Source organism: Methylobacterium sp. J-078, from assembly GCF_022829285.1.
Taxonomy (GTDB): domain Bacteria; phylum Pseudomonadota; class Alphaproteobacteria; order Rhizobiales; family Beijerinckiaceae; genus Methylobacterium.
On sequence record NZ_JAKSYI010000038.1, the window covers coordinates 93,409 to 110,534 of the forward strand.

Consider the following 17,126-nt stretch of genomic DNA (forward strand, 5'->3'; position numbering starts at 1 on the left):
GGGAAAACTCTCACGGGGTTGGAGGCGGCGGCACTCAGGCCGGCGCGCGCTCGGACAACAGGTGGTCGAGGATGCGGCCTTCGAGGGCCGCGAGGTCGGCGTCACCCCGGCGGCGGGGCCGGGGCACGTCCACCGCGACGTCGAGGGCGATGCGGCCGGCCTCCACCACGAGGATGCGGTCGGCCATCGCCACGGCCTCGGCGACGTCGTGGGTGACGAGGATCGCGGTGAACCCCTGCGCCCGCCAGATCCGCTCGATCATCGCCTGCATGTCGATGCGGGTGAGCGCGTCGAGGGCGCCCAGCGGCTCGTCGAGGGCGAGCAGCCCCGGTCGGCTGACGAGGGCGCGGGCGAGCGCCACCCGCTGGCGCTGGCCGCCCGAGAGGGTCGCGGGCCAGTTGCCGGATTTCTCGGAGAGTCCGACCTCGGCCAGCGCCGCCTGGGCCTTGGCGCGGCGCTCCGCCTTGCGGCCGCCCTCGCCGAGGCCCACCGCCACGTTGTCGACGACGCGGGCCCAGGGCAGCAGGCGCGGCTCCTGGAACATGATGCGCTTCGGGGGCGTGCGCGGACCCTGCGATTCGAGGGCGATCCGGCCGGCGCTCGGCTGCTCCAGGCCGAGGATCAGGCGCAGCAGGGTGCTCTTGCCGCAGCCCGAGCGCCCGACCACGGCCACGAACTGCCCGGCCGGGATGTGGAGGTCGAGGCCCTCGATCACCGTGTGGCCGTCGAAATCCTTCCGCAGGTCGCGGATCGTGACGCCGATGCCGGTGGCTGACGGCGCGGGCGCAGTCCGGGCCGGCGCCTTCGGGGCGGCGACCCCGCGGGGTTTCGGGTCTCGGATCTGGCTGTCCTCGGGGACGCGGAAGGCGGTGGCGAGCATGGGGCGGACCGTCGAAGGGGAGATGGGTTTGGGAAAGAAGCCGCGGGGCGTCGAGGTTCGGGCGCGCCCTCCCCGCAAGGGGGAGGAGAGCCGCCGCCGCGTCACGCGTTCCGGTAGGCCGGGTTCCAGGCCAGGAACCGGCGCTCCAGCAGCCGGGTCACCGCGTCGGCGGCCTTGCCGAGGCCGGCATAGATCACGATCGCCAGCACCACGACGTCCACCAGCATGAACTCGCGGGCCTGCATCGCCATGTAGCCGAGGCCGGAGGAGGCCGAGATCGTCTCGGCGACGATGAGCGTCAGCCACATGATGCCGAGCGCGTAGCGCAGACCCACGAAGATCGAGGGCAGCGCGCCGGGCAGGACCACGCGCAGGAACAGGGTGGTGGGCGACATGCCGTAGACCCGGCCCATCTCGACGAGTTGCGGGTCCACCGAGCGGATGCCGTGCAGGGTGTTGGCGTAGACGGGGAAGAACACCCCGATGGCCACGAGGAAGAGCTTGGCCTCCTCGTCGATGCCGAACCACAGGATCACCAGGGGGATCAGCGACAGGTGCGGGATGTTGCGGATCATCTGCAGCGTGGTGTCGGTGAGCCGCTCTGAGAGCCGCGACAGGCCGTTGGCGAGGCCGAGCGCGAAACCGATGCCGCCGCCGATGAGGAAGCCGACGGCCGCCCGGGCGAAGCTGATCGAGAGGTTGGTCCAGAGTTCGCCGCTCCGGGCCGCCTGCCAGCCGGCCGCGATGACCCCCGAGGGGGCCGGCATGAAGCGGGTGGAGACGAGGCCGGTGGAGGCGGCGACCTGCCAGCCGAGGAGGATCGCGGCGGGCACGAGCCAGGGCGTCAGGCGCTCCAGGGTACGGGTGCTGAAGGAGGTCGTCATGGGGTTCAGCCCTTGCTCGCCGGAGGAGCCGGCGGCGTCCACACGGCATCGCGGACGCGGATGGGATTGGCGATCAGGCCCAGCGCCTGGAAGCGGTCGGCCACGCGCTGCTGGCCGGCGACGACCGTCTCGCTGAGCGGGGCGATGACGTAGACGCTGCGGTCGACGGCGCGCCGGGTCGCGTCGAGGGGCACGCCGGTGCCCTTCGACAGCAGGGCGGCGACCTCCGGGCGGTGCGCCTCGCACCAGACCGCGACGTCACCGAGGGCGGAGACCACCGCCTGAACCACGGCGGCGTTGGCTTGCGTGAAGTCCCGGTTGCCGAGGAAGAAGTTGGTGGGCTTCTCGATCTCGGCGGCGCTGGCCAGGATGCGGATGCCGGGCTGGCGCTCGGCGATGGCGAAGTACGGGTCCCAGATCGCCCAGGCGTCGACGGCGCCCCGCGCGAAGGCGGCGGCCGCATCCGCGGGCGCCAAGGTCACGGGCTCGATGTCGGCATAGGCCAGCCCGGCCTTCTCCAGGGCGCGGACGACGAGGTAATGCGCGCTCGACCCCTTGGCGAAGGCGACGCGTCGGCCCTTGAGATCGGCGAGCGTCGTCAGGGGCGAGCCCGGCGGCACCAGGATCGCCTCGCCCGAGCCGCCCGCATCCTGGGCCGCGACGTACAGGAGGGTGTTGCCGGCGGCCTGGGCGAAGACCGGGGGCGGCGCGCCGGTCTGGCCGAAATCGATGGCGCCGACCCCGAGGGCCTCGAGGACCGGGGGGCCGAACGAGAACTCGGTCCAGCGCACGGAGACGCCGAGGGGCTTCAGCGCCTGCTCGATCGCGCCCTGCTGCTTGGCGACGACGAGGATGCCGTTCTTCTGATAGCCGATCCGGAAGGTGCCGCCCTCGGCGCGGGCCGGCTGGATGGCCTGGCCGGGCAAGGCCGCCGCCAGGGCACCCGCGAGGAGGTTGCGTCGGGAGAGCATCGCCGGGCGCGCCTCAGCCGGCGCTGGCGAACGTCGAGACCGGCGCACCGGCCTCCGGCAAGGCGCTGCGGGCGGCCCGGCCCCCGAGGAGTTCCGCGAGCTGACCCGCGGCATCGGCGATGCGGGCCTTCACGCCCGGATCGACGAGGACGCCGTCGCGAAAATCCGCGTCCGAGCCGTAGACCGCGCTGGGGATGGTGTGGGCGCTGAAGAACCCGAAGAGGGGCCGGAGGGAATGCTCGACCACGAGGGCGTGGCGCGGGCCGCCGCCGGTGGCCGACAGGATCACGGGCTTGCCCACCAGGGCCGCCGGGTCGACGAAATCGAACAGGTGCTTGAACAGGCCCGTGTAGGCGCCCTTGTAGACCGGGGAGCCCACGATCAGCGCGTCGGCGCCCTCGATGGCCTCGACGATGCGGCGGGCCGGCAGCGGCAGCAGGTCCCGCGACCAGGCGGCGCCGAGGCCGGTGCCGGCATCCAGCATGTCGAACAGGCGGATGTCGGCCCGCAGGTGCGCGCCGACCGCTTCGGCGAGGGATTCGGCGAGCGCCCGGGTCTTGGACGGGCGTTGGAGGTTGGCGGTGAAGCCGACGATGCGGGGCAGCGACATGAAAGGACTCTCGCTCGGCGACAAGACCTCGGGACGCGAGCGTGCCATCGCTCAAGACGAGCGCTGGTCCACATCGGCGTTTTCCAAGATCTTGGCTCAGTCGAAGGGCTCGGCTCACGAGGCTTTTCGTGATGCCGTTCTGAGGAAAACGTGCCCGCTACGGACGCGAGAATCAATGAAACGTTCTTTTGAAAGCATCCGGCCCCGGAGAGAAACGCTCCGGATATCGCGAGCCTGGGAGAGAATCGCTTTCGAGGGGCATTATCCTGCCGGGATTTCGACATCCGGCCCGGATTTCCGGTCCGGCGGGCCCGGCCGCTCTCACGCCACCGCGGCGTCGGGGATGGCCTGCAGCACGAGGCGCTCGAAGGCGCGCAGGAGGTCGGCGTCGAGCCGGGGGACCATGTCCAGCATCAGGGCGTGGGCCTCCCGGTGCGGGAGCGGGTCGCGGTAGGGCCGCCGCTCGGTGAGCGCCGAGTGGATGTCGCAGATCGTGACGAGTCGTACGAGGTCGGGGATCGCCGCGCCCGCGAGCCCGTCGGGATAGCCCGAGCCGTCGAGCATCTCGTGGTGGTGGCGCACCACCTGAAGGGTCTGCGCATCGAATCCCTCCTGGTCGCGCAGGAGGTCGGCGCCGATGGCCGGGTGGGTCTGCATCACCGCCATCTCGGCCGGGGTGAGCCGGCCCGGCTTGTTCAGGATCTCCAGGGGAATCCGGGCCTTGCCGAGGTCGTGCAGCAGGGCCGCCCGGGCCAGGCGCATCCGGTCGGCGCGGGGAAGGCCGAGGCCGGTTCCGAACGCGGCCGCGTAGCCGGCGACACTGAGGGAATGCTGATAGAGTTGCTGGTCATGGCGCTCGATGGCCTCCAACCAGGTCCGGATTCCGCATTCCGAGACCGCCTCGAGGATGACCTCCGTCCCGGCATCGGTCTCGGCCGGGGTCAGGGCGCGGCCCGCTCCGGCGGCCTCGAAGACGCGGGTAACCATGGCGTCGGCGACCCGCGCCAGGCTCTCGGCCCGCGCCGCCGTCGCGGCGCTCGGGACCGACGGCTCCCCCGGGACCGGGCGCTCCCCTGTCCGGCGCGAATCGATGAGGTTGAACAGGGTGGCGAGCACGACCGTCCGGGGGGCGTCGGCCCGCAGCGTCCGGGTGGCCGAGACCGTGCGGCCGATGGCGGCGGCCTGGTTGGTGAGCTGCAGGGTCGCGATGCGGGAGGCGTGCAGCCGCGCCACCCAGGCGCGCGCCAGGGTGGCGTTCCGGCTGACGTCCACCACGGCGACGGCCGGCAGAGCGGCGGGCAGCGACGCGCCGGGCTCGATGCAGCGGCAGGCGACCACGTTCTCGACGGCGCGGGCGAGCAGGGCCGCGAGTTGCGGCCGGTCCGAGACGATGAGAACCGTGTTGGTCTGGGTCACGGGCGGATCCGGTCAAACAGGCGCGTGGTCAGGCCTCTCGCCCGACCACCAACATTTGACAGAAAATCTTTAGCGAACGCTTCACGATAAATCATCCCGAATTCATCGGATGCCGACGGCGGGCCACACGCGAGGCTCGCCGCCGCCGGCGTCACCCGACGCGCCTCTCCCCCACGCGCCGTCCGCGTATGCCTTGCCCGGCCCGGTCCCCGCATGCGACATGCCCCGCGTCGCGCGTGACGGTCGTCGCCCGGGCACCCGGGGCGAGACCCTGGCGGAGGATCTTTCAGGCATGGAACGTCTTTTCGAGCAGGCCCTGTTCGCGAGCCGCTGGCTCCTGGCGCCATTCTATGGAGCCCTGGCCATCGGCATCCTGGTGCTGCTGGTCAAGCTGCTGCAGGAACTCGCCCACTTCGTGCCCCACATGTGGGATGCCACCGAATCGCAGGTCGTGCTCGGCGTGCTGACCATGGTGGACCTCTCGCTGACCGCCTCGCTGCTCATCATCGTGATGTTCTCCGGTTACGAGAACTTCGTCTCCAAGATCGACCATGCCGACCACAAGGACTGGCCGGCCTGGATGGGGACGATCGACTTCACCGGCCTCAAGCTGAAGCTCGTCTCGTCCATCGTCGCCATCTCGGCGATCTCGCTCCTGAAGGCCTTCATGGACGTGAAGGCCATGAGCGACCGGGATCTGGCCTGGCTGGTGGGCATCCATATGGTCTTCGTGGTCTCGGGCCTCCTGATGGCGCTCACCGACCGCCTGATCGCGGGGCACCACGACCGCTGACCCCGAAGAAAGCCGAAGCGACCCGGGCGATGGGAGACATGCGATGAACCGGCGGGAGGCGGTCGCGGCGGCGCTGGCGCAACTCGCCCCGCGCCTGCCCGAATTCGAGAGCGAGGCGGTGACCGACCGGGCCCTGGCGAGCCCCGGCCTGCGCAACGCGCGGCCGGACAACGCGGCCTGGCTCGCCCTCGTGGCCTATGCCCGCCACGTCTTCACCGAGTACGACGACCTGCTGGCGGAGGGCTACGACCGCGACAGCGCCCGCCACTTCGTCCTCGACGACCTCAACGACGCCCTCGCCGAATGGGGCTCGCGCCGCCGGGTCTCGGAGGAGAGCGCGCCGGAGGACGACGCGGCGCCGTGAGGGATCACGGTCTCGCGGGCGCCGGTGCTGGGTTGCATCCGGACGGCTTGCACCGCGCCGGTCCGGACGGCATCGTCCCGCCGCGTCGACCCCCATCCGGGCCGGCCCAACGCAAGGGAATCCATCGTCATGAAGATCAGCGCGCGCAACGTCCTCAAGGGCAAGGTCGTCTCGGTGGAGAAGGGGGCCACCACGGCCCATGTGAAGATCGAGATCGCCGGCGGCCAGCTGGTCACCGCCTCGATCACCAACGAATCCGTCGACAGCCTTAAGCTGACCGTGGGCGGAGAGGCCTACGCCGTGGTCAAGTCCTCCGACGTGCTGGTCGCGGTGGATTGAGGGCGATGCGCCGGCTCGCCGCGACCGCGTTCCTCGCCCTGTCGGCCACCTGTGCGGCTCCCCTCGCGGGAGCCCAGGAGCGGCCCTCCGGCGGTTTGCCGGCCGCGGACCCGGCGGCCTGCACGCAGTTCGACTGGTCGCTCCTGCGCGAGCAGGCCTGGTTCTCGGCCTCCAGCCTGCCGCGGGTCGAATCCGGCGGCACCCTGGCGGCCGCGATGCCGGCCGCCATCCTCGTCCTGAAGCCGCAGGACGCGGTCGCCCCGCCCTTCGCGCCCTCGCGGGAGCCCAGGCCCGGTGCCCGTGGCGGCGTGCTGCACCTCGCGGCGCCGCTCGCCCCCGGCGCCTACCAGGTCACCCTGTCGGACCGGGCCTGGATCGATGTGAGCCAGGACGACCGGACCACCCGGCCCCCGACCGCGAGCACGATGCGGCCCGGCTGCCCGATGCTCGCGAAAAGCGTGCGGTTCCAGCTCGGCACCGCGCCGATCACCCTCCTGGTGAGCGATGCGGCCGTCGACACGATCCGGATCGCCGTGGCGCCGGTGGAGTAGGGCGACGCCGCGGACCCTCGACGGGGCGATCCCCGATGGACTAGCGTGGCCCCGAGACCTCGATCCCTCGCCCACAGAAGATCCTCGGCGCCCCGCCCGGCGGGGACGCGATCCCGGGAGCCCTCCGCTGACCCTTCGCCTTCGCCTCGCGACGCTCGCGCTCCTCGGCTCCTGCCTCGGCCTGCCGGCCGCAGCCCAGGACCGGGGCAGCGTCAACCCGAAGCCCCTGCCGCCGCTCGCCAACCCGGACGCGCCGGACACGCCCGCCAAGGCCCTGTTCGGCCGCGCCCTCACCCCGGCGCCGGGCCCCGCCCATGCCTACGGGTCCTATGCCAAGGGCTGCTTCTCGGGAGGCGAGGCCCTGGCCGTCGACGGCCCGAACTGGCAGGTGATGCGCCTGTCGCGCAACCGGATGTGGGGCACCCCGCCGCTGGTGGAGTTCCTGGAGCGTCTGGCCGCCAAGGCGCCCCGCATCGGCTGGAACGGCCTCCTCGTCGGCGACATGTCGCAGCCCCGCGGCGGCCCGATGCTTACCGGACACGCCTCGCACCAGCTCGGCCTCGACGCCGACATCTGGCTGACCCCGATGCCCGACCACCGCATGAGCCGGGTCGAGCGCGAGGAGACCTCCGCCACCAACGTGGTCCGGCCCGACCGCCTCGACATCGACCCGCAGGTCTGGACGCCGGAGCACCTCAAGCTGATCCGCATGACGGCGCAGGAGCGCGAGGTGGCGCGCATCTTCGTCAACCCGGCGATCAAGAAGGCCCTGTGCCGCGAGGCCGGCGGCGACCGCGCCTGGCTCTCCAAGGTGCGGCCGATGTACGGGCACAACTACCACTACCATATCCGCCTCGCCTGCCCGGCGGGCCAGGACCAGTGCGGCGACCAGGCCCCGCCGCCCTCCGGCGACGGCTGCGGCGAGGAGCTGGCCTACTGGTTCAGCGACGCGATCATGAACCCGAAGCCCGCGACCAAGCCGCCGCGCCCGAAGCCGCCGATGACCATGGCGGCGCTTCCCCCCGCCTGCCGGGCGGTGCTGAAGGCGCGCTGAGGACCTCTTCCGCCGGCCCGCGAGGGACGGCCAGCCGGACGACAGGACGCGAGATGGGCGAACGGATCACGATCACGGCCGGCGACGGCACGCAGGCGGTCATCGACGCCGACGGGGCCGAGCCCGTCTCCTGGCAGGTCGGGGGCCGCGCGTATCTCTGGAGCGGCGACCCGGCGCACTGGAACCGGCACGCGCCATGGCTCTTCCCGGTGGTCGGCGCCTCCAGCGGCGGCACGGTCCATGTGGGGGACCAGGCCTACCCCATGCCGCAGCACGGCTTTGCCCGCGACCTGCCCTTCACGGTGATCGAGCGGTCCGACGACAGCGTGAGCCTGCGCCTCACCGACAGCGCGGAGACCCGGGCGCACTACCCTTATGCCTTCCGCCTCGACATCGTCGCGCGGGTCGGGCCCGGGCTCCTCGATTTCGAGATCTGGATCGAGAACACCGACACGGTGCCCCTGCCCTACGGGCTCGGCTTCCACCCGGCCTTCCCCTGGCCCTTCGCCGGGGGCACCCGCGCCGCCGGGGGCGGCTACGCGGTCCGCTTCGAGCACCCGGAGCGCCCCTTCGTGCCGGAAGTCGGCGCGGGCGGCGTCCTCCTGCGCGACGAGCGGCCGATCCCCCTCCAGGGCGACACCCTGCCCCTCGATCCGGCGCTCTTCACCGAGGCCCTCGTCTTCCGGGACGCGGCGAGCGGCTGGATGCGCTTCACCGGCCCCGACGGCACGGCGATCCGCCTCGCGGTCTCGGACTTCCCCCATCTGGCGGTCTGGACCAAGCCGACGGCCCCGTTCCTCTCGCTGGAATGCTGGACCGGGCACGCCGACTGGGCCGGCTTCGAAGGCGACCTCACGGGCCGGGATTCGCAGCGCCTGCTGGCACCGGGCGGTCGTGCCCGCCACGGCGTCACCCTGTCCTTCGAGCGGGAAAGCCGGGCATGACCGACACCGTTTCGTCCCAAGCCTTTTCAGCACAGGCCTGGGCGCGCAACGCGGAGGCCTACGAGGCGATCCGCACCATGCCGTTCAACGCCGAGCTCGCCGCCGGCACCCTGACCCGGGCGCGCTTCGTCCACTACATCGTGCAGGACGCGCACTACCTCGTGGGCTTCGGACGCGCCCTGGCGCTGGCCGCCGCCAAGGCGCCGAACCCCGACCGGATGGTGCAGTTCGCCCGGGCGGCCGAGACCGCCATCGTGGTGGAGCGCTCGCTCCACGGCGGCTTCTTCCGCGATTACGGCATCGACGCCGCGGCCTTCGCGGGCACGCCGCTCTCGCCCCCGTGCGACCACTACGTCTCCTACCTCCTCGCCACCGCCTATGCGGAGCCCTACGAGGTGGTGCTCGGCGCGCTGCTGCCCTGTTTCTGGATCTATGCCGAGATCGGCCGGGATATCTTCTCCCGCGCGCGGGCCGACAACCCGTACCGCGCCTGGATCGACACCTACGCGGGCGAGGACTTCGCCCGGGCGGTGGCCGAGATGATCGCCGCCACCGACGAGGCGGCCGCAGGCGCCTCGCCGGATGTCCGAGCGCGGATGCACCATGCCTACGCGCAGGCCACCCGCCTCGAATACCTGTTCTGGGACGGGGCCTACCGCGAGGCGCGCTGGCTGGTCTGATACGTCATCCGCTTGATCAAAGCGGACGACGTATCAGCAAGCCCGCGCGGCGCCTGAGCAAAGCCCAAATCCGCCATCCCTTCCGGCAATCCGACAGGGATCGCCGGAAGGGATCAAACGGATTTGGTCTGATACGAGCGGCCAGCGCGCCGCAGCGATCACACGGCCTGGAGGCGGCTCTCCCGCGCGCCGATCCGATTGCGGAAGCGGTCGCGCGCCGCGCGCGCCGCCTGCTCGACGCTGCGGAAGACCGCGCCGTCGAGGGGGTCGAAGTCGCGGTTCGACGAGAAGAAGCGCACGCCGCCGGGCTCCGGCACGGCGATGCCGGCGGCGATCTCGCCGATCTCGATGATCCGGGTCGGCGCGGGCTCGACATGCAGGCGGTTGCGGGCGCGCTCCGCCCGGTGATCCGCGAAGCCGGGGGCCGCGTGCAGGCGATTCAGCGCCCGCTCGGCCTCGATCTGAAGATGGGACATGACAAGGACTCCGGTGGCCGGCGCAAGGCCGGCGGACAACGAACGGTGGGACGCGACGGAGAGGTCAGCGTCGACAGCAGCCGCGTTGGGACCGGGAAGCCGAGGACCGGAGGAGCGAGGTATCGCCCTGCCGGAGGATTGCGTTGCAGACAGTCACGGCAAGTCATCCTTTCCGAGAAGGACCACGAGGCGCGCACGCATCGCGGTGCTTTAGCGTTTGATGACGCGGCGCAAGCTACACACTTCAAATCACCGCGGCCCGGCGACACGCTTGGGCGTCGCCGAACGTCTTCAAAATGCTCATTCCGCTGCGTTTCGTCAACGGATCGATCTTCCGAATGCAGCACAGTCCGTGGCAGAAACGGCCCCGCTCTGGTCCTGGCGGGGATGCTTCCTTCGCGAACCCCTCAGGCGGCCGCGAGCACGGCCGCAAGGTCGCGGTAATCGCAAAAAATCCGGGCCGCCCCGGCCCGCGTCAGGTCGGCGGCGGCCGGGTCGTGCTTCCAGTGGCCGCCGCCGCTGAAGCCGACGACGCGCATGCCGGCGGCGCGGGCCGCCGTGACGCCGGGCACGCTGTCCTCGATGACGAGGCAGGCGTCGGGCGCCACGCCCATCGTGGCGGCGGCATGGAGGAACAGGTCCGGCGCCGGCTTGCCCCGCGCCACCATGGTGGAGGAGAAGATCCGCCCCTCGAACAGCGGCAGCAGCCCGGTCAGGCCCAGCGAATGGCGCAGGCGGACGGGATCGCTGCTGGAGGCCACGCAGGAGGGCAGGCCGAGGGCGGCCACCGCCTCGGCGACGCCCGCGACGGCGCGCAGCTCCGCGTCGAAGGCGCGCAGGGTATCCACCTTCACCGCCTCGACGAAGCCGTCCGGCGTCCCGATCCCGTAATCGCGCGCGATGTGCTCCATGATGGAGGCCATCGAGGTTCCGGCGAAGCGCGCCCGCACGGTCTCGACGTCGATGGGCACGCCGATGCGGTTGAGGCCGGCCGTGAGCCGCGCCAGGCTGATCGGCTCGCTGTCGACGAGCACCCCGTCGCAATCGAAGATCACCAGCCCGAGGGGCGGTGCGGTCTCGCCGGGCGCGGGCAGCGGATCGAGGAGCGTCGAGGCGTCGGGCATGGGTCTGGGTCGGGTCTCGGGTTGCGGCCGGGCCCCGCGCGCCGCGCGGCCCCGTGCCCGCATATGGCGCGCTCGCCATCCGGCGCAAACCGCGGTGCCAGCGCTTGGACGACCGCTTGAACAACCGCCCGGGCAGCGGTGGCTTGCGCCCGTCGGCCCGCCCTCCTACTCAGCCTCAACGGCCGGCGCGGATGCCGGCGGGTGCGATCGGGTGCGATGGTCCGTTTCCTCAGCCGCTTCCTCGGCCTCGTCTTCCTCGCGGGCGGCTTCGTCTGCCTCGTCTACGACGGCGCCCGCTCCATCGCGAATAACGGCCTGCGCGTCACCAGCGTCAGCGACCTCGCCTTCACCCTGTTCAAGGACCGGGCGAGCGCCCTGCAGGGCACGGTGGAGGGGGTGGCCCCTTGGCTCTGGCAGATCCTCGTGCTGCCCCTGACCCTGGCGCCCGCCGCCCTGCTCGGCCTCGTGATCGGCGCCGTCCTGCTCTGGATCGGCCAGCCGGCCCGCGAGCGCATCGGTTTCCTCAGCGGCCCCTGAGACGACGTCGGGCCGTCCCGAGCAATCCGGCGAGACGATCCGCGTTCGCGCGTGCCGTTTGGCACCCCGCCGGACCTTCGCGCGTCGCGGACAATGGCCGAGGCGCCTTAATTGTTTACCGTTGTCGGTCGTAGACAAGGCAGAAGAGCGGGCCGCGGCGACGCGCCCGCCCCATACGCGACCTTCGAAACCTGTCAGGGATTGTCCTCCTCATGTCCCGCATCGCCGCCGTCTGCGCCCTGATCCTCCTGCTCGGCGCCGCCCCGTCCCTGGCGCAGCCGAATTCCGGAGCGCCGGGCCCTGCCCCGCGCAACATCACCGCGACCGGCGTCACGAAGCCGCCGAGCGGCGGCGGTGGAACGAAGGCCCCCTACACCCGCGCCTCCACGGAGGCCGACATGGCCAAGGCCCAGCGCGCGGCGGCCGCCCGCGACAAGGCCTGGGACACCAAGATGCGCACCACCATGGGCTCGATCTGCAAGGGCTGCTGAGGCGAGGGCTGCTGAGGCGAGGCCGGACCGCGCCGTGATCCGCCTGGAGGGGGTGAGCAAGCGCTTTCCGGGCGCCGAGCGCCCCGCCGTCGACGATGTCGACCTCGCCGTGGAGGAAGGCAGCGTCTGCGCCCTGATCGGCCCCTCCGGCTGCGGCAAGTCCACCACCCTGCGCATGGTGAACCGGCTGGTGGAGCCGGATGCGGGCCGGGTCCTGGTGGCGGGCGAGGACGTGACGCGGGGTGACCCCGTCGCCTTGCGCCGGCGCATCGGCTACGTGCTCCAGGGCGTCGGCCTGTTCCCCCATCGCAGCGTCGCCGAGAACGTCGCCACCGTGCCGGGCCTGCTGGGCTGGAAGCGGGCGCGGATCGCCGAACGCGTCGACGCGATGCTCGACCTCGTGGGCCTCGATCCGGCCGAGTATCGGGCACGCCGCCCGCACGAACTCTCCGGCGGCCAGCGCCAGCGCGTGGGCGTGGCCCGGGCGCTCGCCGCCGATCCGCCGGTCCTCCTCATGGACGAGCCCTTCGGCGCGGTGGACCCCCTCGCCCGCGACCGGCTCCAGGGCGAGATCCGCGCCATCCTGCGTCGCTTGCGCAAGACCGTGCTGATCGTCACCCACGACATCGACGAGGCCATGCGGATGGGCGACCGCGTCGTGCTCATGCGCGCGGGCCGCATCGTCCAGGCCGATGCGCCGGAGCGCCTGCTCGCCGCCCCGGCGGACGCCTTCGCGGCCGGGTTCGTGGGCCAGGACCGCGCCCTGCGCCGGCTCGCGCTGATGGCCGCCGGCACCCTGGGCAGCCCCGGCGCCGTGCCGGGCGCCCCCGCGATCGCGGCGTCGGCCTCGCTGCGGGAGGCGCTGTCCCTCCTCCTCGCCACCGGCGCCGACGGGCTGAACCTCACCGGCGACGGCCCGCCGGTCCATCTCACCCTCGCGGCGATCCGCGCCGAGGCGGCACGGGCGGGCGACGCGGCGGATCCGGCGTAGGGCGGCCTACTTGCACTCCTCGCGGGCGCGCTTCATCGCCTCGCCGAAGCCCGCCAGGGCGTACTCGTCGCTGGTGGGGTTGCCGCGCAGCGAGGTGGTCTTGACCTGGAGCTTCGGGGTCCGGGTCATCTCGGTGACCACGCGGGTCTCCTCGGCCGGGTTCTGGAGCCAGGCGTTGTTGTCCTTCGTCACGAGGCCGTAGCGGGTCGCGCCGAGGTTGAGGGCCGGGTCGGTGGCGGCGGGGCCCGCATTGGCCTTGGCCTGGCTGCTCGCCGGCTTGGCGGGGAAGCCCAGCATCACCGCGACCTCGTTGGCCACGTTCTCGGCCTTGCGCACGGTGACGAACAGGTAGGCCGTGTCGCGCTTCAGGGTCTTCGGGGAGCGCGTCTGGGGCTGGGCGATGGCGTAGCAGACGCGGGTCTTGCCCTGGCCGTTGGCGAAGACGTTCCAGTCGCCGAAGATCGCCACCGGCGTCGCCTGCTGCATGCCGGGGGCCGTCACCGGCGCCTTCTTCTCGCGCCCGCGTCGGCGCTTCTTGCCCGGGGCCTCCGGTTCCTCCGGGGCGGCCTCTTGAGCGAGAGCCGGCGTCGCGCCGAGGGTATGGGGCAGCGGCACGAAGGGCGCCACGGCGGTCAGGACGATCATGGCGGCTCCGAACCGGAGACCGCGCCACAGAACAGGAATCATGAAGGACCCTTGGAAGGACGCCGCCGGGCCGAGAGACCCTGACATTCGTCCGAAATTGCGTCCGAAATTGCGGCGCCCGCGCGCGCCGGTTTCATGCGGAGGCCTGCGAACGACCGCGCCTCAGACGGCGTGGGCCTCGCCCGCGAAGCCCGCCGGCATCGGGATGGCCGCGAGCGCGGCGGCCAGGACGGTTCCGAGGCTCCCGTCCGCCCCGGGCGCACCCGCCGGCAGCGCCTGCTCGGGGGCCGTCTTCTCGACCTCCGGGATGCGTGGCAGCGGACGCGGCTCCGGATCGTTGTAGGGCGTGTTGTAGCACTTGCGCACCGAGGCCCAGAAGGCGTCCCGGTCGGTGTCGGTCAGGCGGCCGAGGGCCGCGTCGATCCGCTGAATGGCTTCGGCCGCGAGGGCGGGGACGTCGTCGGGCGCGATCCAGCTGTCGGCGGGCATGGGAGATCTCCGAAGGGCTCGGGGCAGGTCCTACACAGCATCACATAGCTGAGCCGTGAACGCACCTGCCCGGTGCGTGGTTCTTCAGGCCGGCCGGGTCAGGCGGTCCCGAGGGTGCCGAGCCAGCGGCTCGCCTGCGCGCGCACATTGTCGGGGGCCGTGCCGCCGTAGCTGGTGCGGCTCGACACCGAGTTCTCGACGCCGAGGACCGCGTAGACGGCTTGCGTGATGCGCGGCTCGGCCTCCTGCATCTCGGCCAGCGAGAGCGCCTCCAGCCCGACATCGCGGGCGGAGGCCACGCCGACGAGGCGGCCGGTGACGTGGTGGGCCTCGCGGAACGGCAGACCGAGCTCGCGCACCAGCCAGTCGGCGAGATCGGTGGCCGTGGCGTAGCCGGAGCCGGCGGCCCGCGCCAGGACGGGCGCGTTGGGTTCGAGGTCGCGCACCATGCCGGTCATGGCGGCCAGACACAGGGAGAGGGCCTGGAGGGCGTCGAAGGTGCCCTCCTTGTCCTCCTGCATGTCCTTCGAATAGGCGAGCGGCAGGCCCTTCATCACGATGAGCAGGCCCGTGAGCGCGCCGATGACGCGGCCGGACTTCGCCCGCACCAGTTCGGCGGCGTCCGGGTTTCGCTTCTGGGGCATGATCGACGAGCCGGTGGTGTAGCCGTCCGACAGCCTGACGAAGTTGAACTGCGCCGAGGTCCAGACCACGAGCTCCTCGGCGAAGCGCGAGAGGTGAACCGCACAGATCGAGGCGGCGGCGAGGGATTCGAGGGCGAAGTCGCGGTCGGCCACCGAATCGAGGGAATTCGCGGTGGGGCGGTCGAAGCCGAGCGCGGCGGCGGTGGCGTGCCGGTCGATGGGGAAGGAGGTGCCGGCCAGCGCCGCGGCTCCCAGAGGACACTCGTTGAGGCGCGCGCGGGCGTCGCGGAAGCGGCCACGGTCGCGGGCCAGCATCTCCACGTAGGCGAGGCAATGGTGCCCGAAGGTGACGGGCTGGGCCGATTGCAGGTGGGTGAAGCCCGGCATCACCGTGGCCGCGTGCGCCAGCGCCTTCTCGGCCAGCGCCCGCTGGAGATCGGCGGCCTGGGCGTCCAGGCTGTCCAGGGTGTCGCGCACCCAGAGCTTCATGTCAGTGGCGACCTGGTCGTTGCGCGAGCGCGCGGTGTGCAGGCGCCCGGCCGCCGGGCCGACGATCTCAGTCAGCCGGCTCTCGACCGACATGTGGATGTCCTCGAGCTCGCGGCGGAACACGAAGCCGCCCGACTCGATTTCGTCGCGCACGGCCTTGAGACCGTCCTGGATCGCGGCCACATCGGCGGATGGCAGGATGCCGGCCTCGCCCAGCATCGCCACATGCGCCAGCGAGCCGCGGATGTCCTGGGGCGCGAGGCGCTTGTCGAACCCGATGGAGGCGTTGATCTCCTCCATGATCTCGGCGGGGCCGCTCGCGAAGCGCCCGCCCCACATCCGGTTGCTCATGCTCTCAATGACCCTTCCCGCCCTTCGCCCTGCCCACTCGGGCAAGCAACGATGATGCCCGGCATCCGTGCGACCCTCGCCGGCGGAGCCGTCCTCGTCGCCGTCCTCGGCACGTGGCTTGCCGTATACGGGACGGGCTCGACCGGCGGCAACTCCGCCCCTTGCGCGGATTCCGCAGCGGCGGCGGCCCGGATCGCGCCCCTGGCGCGGGGCGAGGTCGCGGCCCTCCAGGTCGCGGTCCCGCCGGTGCCGGCGCCCGCCCTCGCCTTCCGGGGCCCGGAGGGGGTCGACACCACCCTGGCGGGCGTGACGGGCCTGCGCCTCGTGAACCTGTGGGCGACCTGGTGCGCCCCCTGCAAGGCCGAGATGCCAGCCCTCGACCGGCTCCAGGCCCGGCTCGGCGGGCCGGATTTCACGGTGGTGGCGATCAACGTCGACACCCGCAACCTCGACGCGCCCGCCGCCTGGCTCAAGCAGAACGGCATCGCGCGGCTCGCTTACTACGCCGACCCGGGCGGGCGCGTGCTGCCGGCGATCCAGAAGGCCACCGGGTCGCTGGGCCTGCCCACGACCCTGCTGGTGGACGGGCGGGGCTGCACCCTCGGCGTCATGAAAGGGCCGGCGGAGTGGGACAGCGCCGATGGGATCAGGCTGATCGAGACCGCCCTCGGCCGGTCCTGACCCACGGAACGGCTCGGTCGAATCCCGCAAAGATTGCCACTAGGACAGAACACCCGCCGCGCGTTCATCGACAGTCGCGAAAAGGGAGATAAACCTGTTTTCGAGTACAAAATCTAAAGTTTTTAGTTGTCATATATTCCTGTCGCGATCATGATTGCTCGACATCGAATCGACGCGAGTGTCTCTACGCCTGTTCTCAGACGGAGGCTTGATCATCATGTCACGACATTGGGTCTTTCTGTCCGCAGCCGTGCTGGCCGCGCCCTTCGCGCACGCCGCCGAATTGCCACGCAGTGGCACCGACAGCTACTCGACCACCTACGTCACCTCCTCCTTCCTCACGATGAAGCTCGGGGAGCGCACGGTGACGACCTACGACAGCTCCGGGATCACCCGGAACGACGCCGGCGGCCCGATGTTCAACAACATGGGCACCCGCTGCATCGGGATGCGCGAGGTCGTCGGCAGCGAGGCGCTGAACCGCGGCTCCTGCATCGACAGCGACGCCGACGGCGATCAGATCTTCTCCACCTACGAGGCCAAGGGCATCAAGGGCACACATGTCTTCATTGGCGGCACGGGCAAGTACGCCGGGATTTCGGGGACGGCGGATTATACGAGCCAGTCGGTGAAAAGCCCGGACGGACGTGGAATGACGCTGGTCATTCATCAGTCGAACTGGAAATTATCACCTTGACTATTCAGTCTAAGATGCCCGTGCA

At 71.6% G+C, this 17,126-nt stretch carries 22 protein-coding genes; 12 read left to right on the forward strand and 10 right to left on the reverse strand.

Annotated features, from left to right (window positions below; all coding sequences use genetic code 11):
* Window positions 1-34: 34 nt before the first annotated feature.
* The 5 genes from MKK58_RS03640 to MKK58_RS03660 form a co-directional block, all read right to left on the reverse strand.
* Window positions 35-880, reverse strand: a complete 846-nt coding sequence (locus MKK58_RS03640; RefSeq protein WP_243910802.1) for an ATP-binding cassette domain-containing protein — start codon at window positions 878-880, stop codon at window positions 35-37.
* A 101-nt stretch (window positions 881-981) separates the two neighbouring features.
* Window positions 982-1,764 carry an aliphatic sulfonate ABC transporter permease SsuC gene (ssuC, locus tag MKK58_RS03645; protein WP_243910803.1) on the reverse strand — a complete coding sequence of 261 codons (783 nt, stop codon included), beginning with the start codon at window positions 1,762-1,764 and terminating at the stop codon, window positions 982-984.
* A gap of 5 nt (window positions 1,765-1,769) precedes the next feature.
* Window positions 1,770-2,735: an aliphatic sulfonate ABC transporter substrate-binding protein gene (locus MKK58_RS03650; protein ID WP_243910804.1), complete on the reverse strand. Its 966-nt coding sequence runs from the start codon at window positions 2,733-2,735 to the stop codon at window positions 1,770-1,772.
* 13 nt (window positions 2,736-2,748) lie between these two features.
* Entirely contained in the window at window positions 2,749-3,345 is a 597-nt protein-coding gene (gene msuE, locus MKK58_RS03655) for an FMN reductase (protein WP_243910805.1), read from the reverse strand.
* 321 nt (window positions 3,346-3,666) lie between these two features.
* Entirely contained in the window at window positions 3,667-4,761 is a 1,095-nt protein-coding gene (locus MKK58_RS03660; protein WP_243910806.1) for an HD-GYP domain-containing protein, read from the reverse strand.
* A 292-nt stretch (window positions 4,762-5,053) separates the two neighbouring features.
* Here MKK58_RS03660 and MKK58_RS03665 point away from each other — a divergent pair, with 292 nt between their 5' ends.
* The 7 genes from MKK58_RS03665 (at window position 5,054) to MKK58_RS03695 (ending at window position 9,486) form a co-directional block, all read left to right on the forward strand.
* The gene (locus tag MKK58_RS03665) at window positions 5,054-5,554 is read left to right on the forward strand and encodes a TIGR00645 family protein (protein WP_243910807.1); all 501 of its coding nucleotides are present in this window, start codon (window positions 5,054-5,056) and stop codon (window positions 5,552-5,554) included.
* A gap of 43 nt (window positions 5,555-5,597) precedes the next feature.
* Window positions 5,598-5,918 carry a DUF2293 domain-containing protein gene (locus MKK58_RS03670; protein ID WP_243910808.1) on the forward strand — a complete coding sequence of 107 codons (321 nt, stop codon included), beginning with the start codon at window positions 5,598-5,600 and terminating at the stop codon, window positions 5,916-5,918.
* A gap of 129 nt (window positions 5,919-6,047) precedes the next feature.
* A complete protein-coding gene (locus MKK58_RS03675; protein ID WP_055948660.1) occupies window positions 6,048-6,257 on the forward strand; it encodes a molybdopterin-binding protein in 210 nt (69 codons plus the stop codon).
* Between the two features lie 5 nt (window positions 6,258-6,262).
* Entirely contained in the window at window positions 6,263-6,808 is a 546-nt protein-coding gene (locus MKK58_RS03680) for a hypothetical protein (RefSeq protein WP_243910809.1), read from the forward strand.
* Window positions 6,762-7,862, forward strand: coding sequence for a penicillin-insensitive murein endopeptidase (gene mepA, locus MKK58_RS03685; RefSeq protein WP_243910810.1), 1,101 nt, complete (start codon window positions 6,762-6,764; stop codon window positions 7,860-7,862). Before MKK58_RS03680 ends, mepA begins: the two co-directional genes overlap by 47 nt.
* A 53-nt stretch (window positions 7,863-7,915) precedes the next feature.
* Window positions 7,916-8,806 carry an aldose 1-epimerase family protein gene (locus tag MKK58_RS03690; RefSeq protein WP_243910811.1) on the forward strand — a complete coding sequence of 297 codons (891 nt, stop codon included), beginning with the start codon at window positions 7,916-7,918 and terminating at the stop codon, window positions 8,804-8,806.
* Entirely contained in the window at window positions 8,803-9,486 is a 684-nt protein-coding gene (locus MKK58_RS03695; protein WP_243910812.1) for a TenA family protein, read from the forward strand. Before MKK58_RS03690 ends, MKK58_RS03695 begins: the two co-directional genes overlap by 4 nt.
* A 158-nt stretch (window positions 9,487-9,644) precedes the next feature.
* Here MKK58_RS03695 and MKK58_RS03700 read toward each other — a convergent pair whose 3' ends face one another.
* Both MKK58_RS03700 and MKK58_RS03705 read right to left on the reverse strand, forming a co-directional pair.
* Window positions 9,645-9,962 (reverse strand): hypothetical protein, encoded by a 318-nt coding sequence (locus MKK58_RS03700; protein WP_243910813.1) that lies wholly within the window; start codon window positions 9,960-9,962, stop codon window positions 9,645-9,647.
* Window positions 9,963-10,369: 407 nt separating this feature from the next.
* The gene (locus MKK58_RS03705) at window positions 10,370-11,086 is read right to left on the reverse strand and encodes an HAD family hydrolase (RefSeq protein WP_243910814.1); all 717 of its coding nucleotides are present in this window, start codon (window positions 11,084-11,086) and stop codon (window positions 10,370-10,372) included.
* Between the two features lie 216 nt (window positions 11,087-11,302).
* Here MKK58_RS03705 and MKK58_RS03710 point away from each other — a divergent pair, with 216 nt between their 5' ends.
* The 3 genes from MKK58_RS03710 to MKK58_RS03720 all read left to right on the forward strand — a co-directional run bounded on the left by MKK58_RS03710 (window position 11,303) and on the right by MKK58_RS03720 (window position 13,105).
* Window positions 11,303-11,623 carry a PetM family of cytochrome b6f complex subunit 7 gene (locus tag MKK58_RS03710; protein ID WP_243910815.1) on the forward strand — a complete coding sequence of 107 codons (321 nt, stop codon included), beginning with the start codon at window positions 11,303-11,305 and terminating at the stop codon, window positions 11,621-11,623.
* A 212-nt stretch (window positions 11,624-11,835) separates the two neighbouring features.
* Window positions 11,836-12,114 (forward strand): hypothetical protein, encoded by a 279-nt coding sequence (locus MKK58_RS03715; protein WP_243910816.1) that lies wholly within the window; start codon window positions 11,836-11,838, stop codon window positions 12,112-12,114.
* 34 nt (window positions 12,115-12,148) lie between these two features.
* A complete protein-coding gene (locus MKK58_RS03720; RefSeq protein WP_243910817.1) occupies window positions 12,149-13,105 on the forward strand; it encodes an ABC transporter ATP-binding protein in 957 nt (318 codons plus the stop codon).
* A 6-nt stretch (window positions 13,106-13,111) separates the two neighbouring features.
* On the opposite strand, the gene MKK58_RS03725 is transcribed toward MKK58_RS03720, so the two are convergent.
* The 3 genes from MKK58_RS03725 to argH form a co-directional block, all read right to left on the reverse strand.
* A complete protein-coding gene (locus tag MKK58_RS03725) occupies window positions 13,112-13,750 on the reverse strand; it encodes an invasion associated locus b family protein (RefSeq protein WP_243910818.1) in 639 nt (212 codons plus the stop codon).
* Window positions 13,751-13,912: 162 nt separating this feature from the next.
* Window positions 13,913-14,239, reverse strand: coding sequence for a hypothetical protein (locus MKK58_RS03730; protein WP_243910819.1), 327 nt, complete (start codon window positions 14,237-14,239; stop codon window positions 13,913-13,915).
* Window positions 14,240-14,337: 98 nt separating this feature from the next.
* Window positions 14,338-15,723, reverse strand: coding sequence for an argininosuccinate lyase (argH, locus tag MKK58_RS03735; RefSeq protein WP_243910820.1), 1,386 nt, complete (start codon window positions 15,721-15,723; stop codon window positions 14,338-14,340).
* A 54-nt stretch (window positions 15,724-15,777) separates the two neighbouring features.
* Between argH and tlpA the strand changes: the two genes are divergently transcribed.
* A complete protein-coding gene (tlpA, locus tag MKK58_RS03740) occupies window positions 15,778-16,404 on the forward strand; it encodes a thiol:disulfide interchange protein TlpA (protein ID WP_243910855.1) in 627 nt (208 codons plus the stop codon).
* 154 nt (window positions 16,405-16,558) lie between these two features.
* Window positions 16,559-17,101, forward strand: coding sequence for a hypothetical protein (locus MKK58_RS03745; protein ID WP_243910821.1), 543 nt, complete (start codon window positions 16,559-16,561; stop codon window positions 17,099-17,101).
* The last annotated feature ends 25 nt before the right edge of the window (window positions 17,102-17,126 follow it).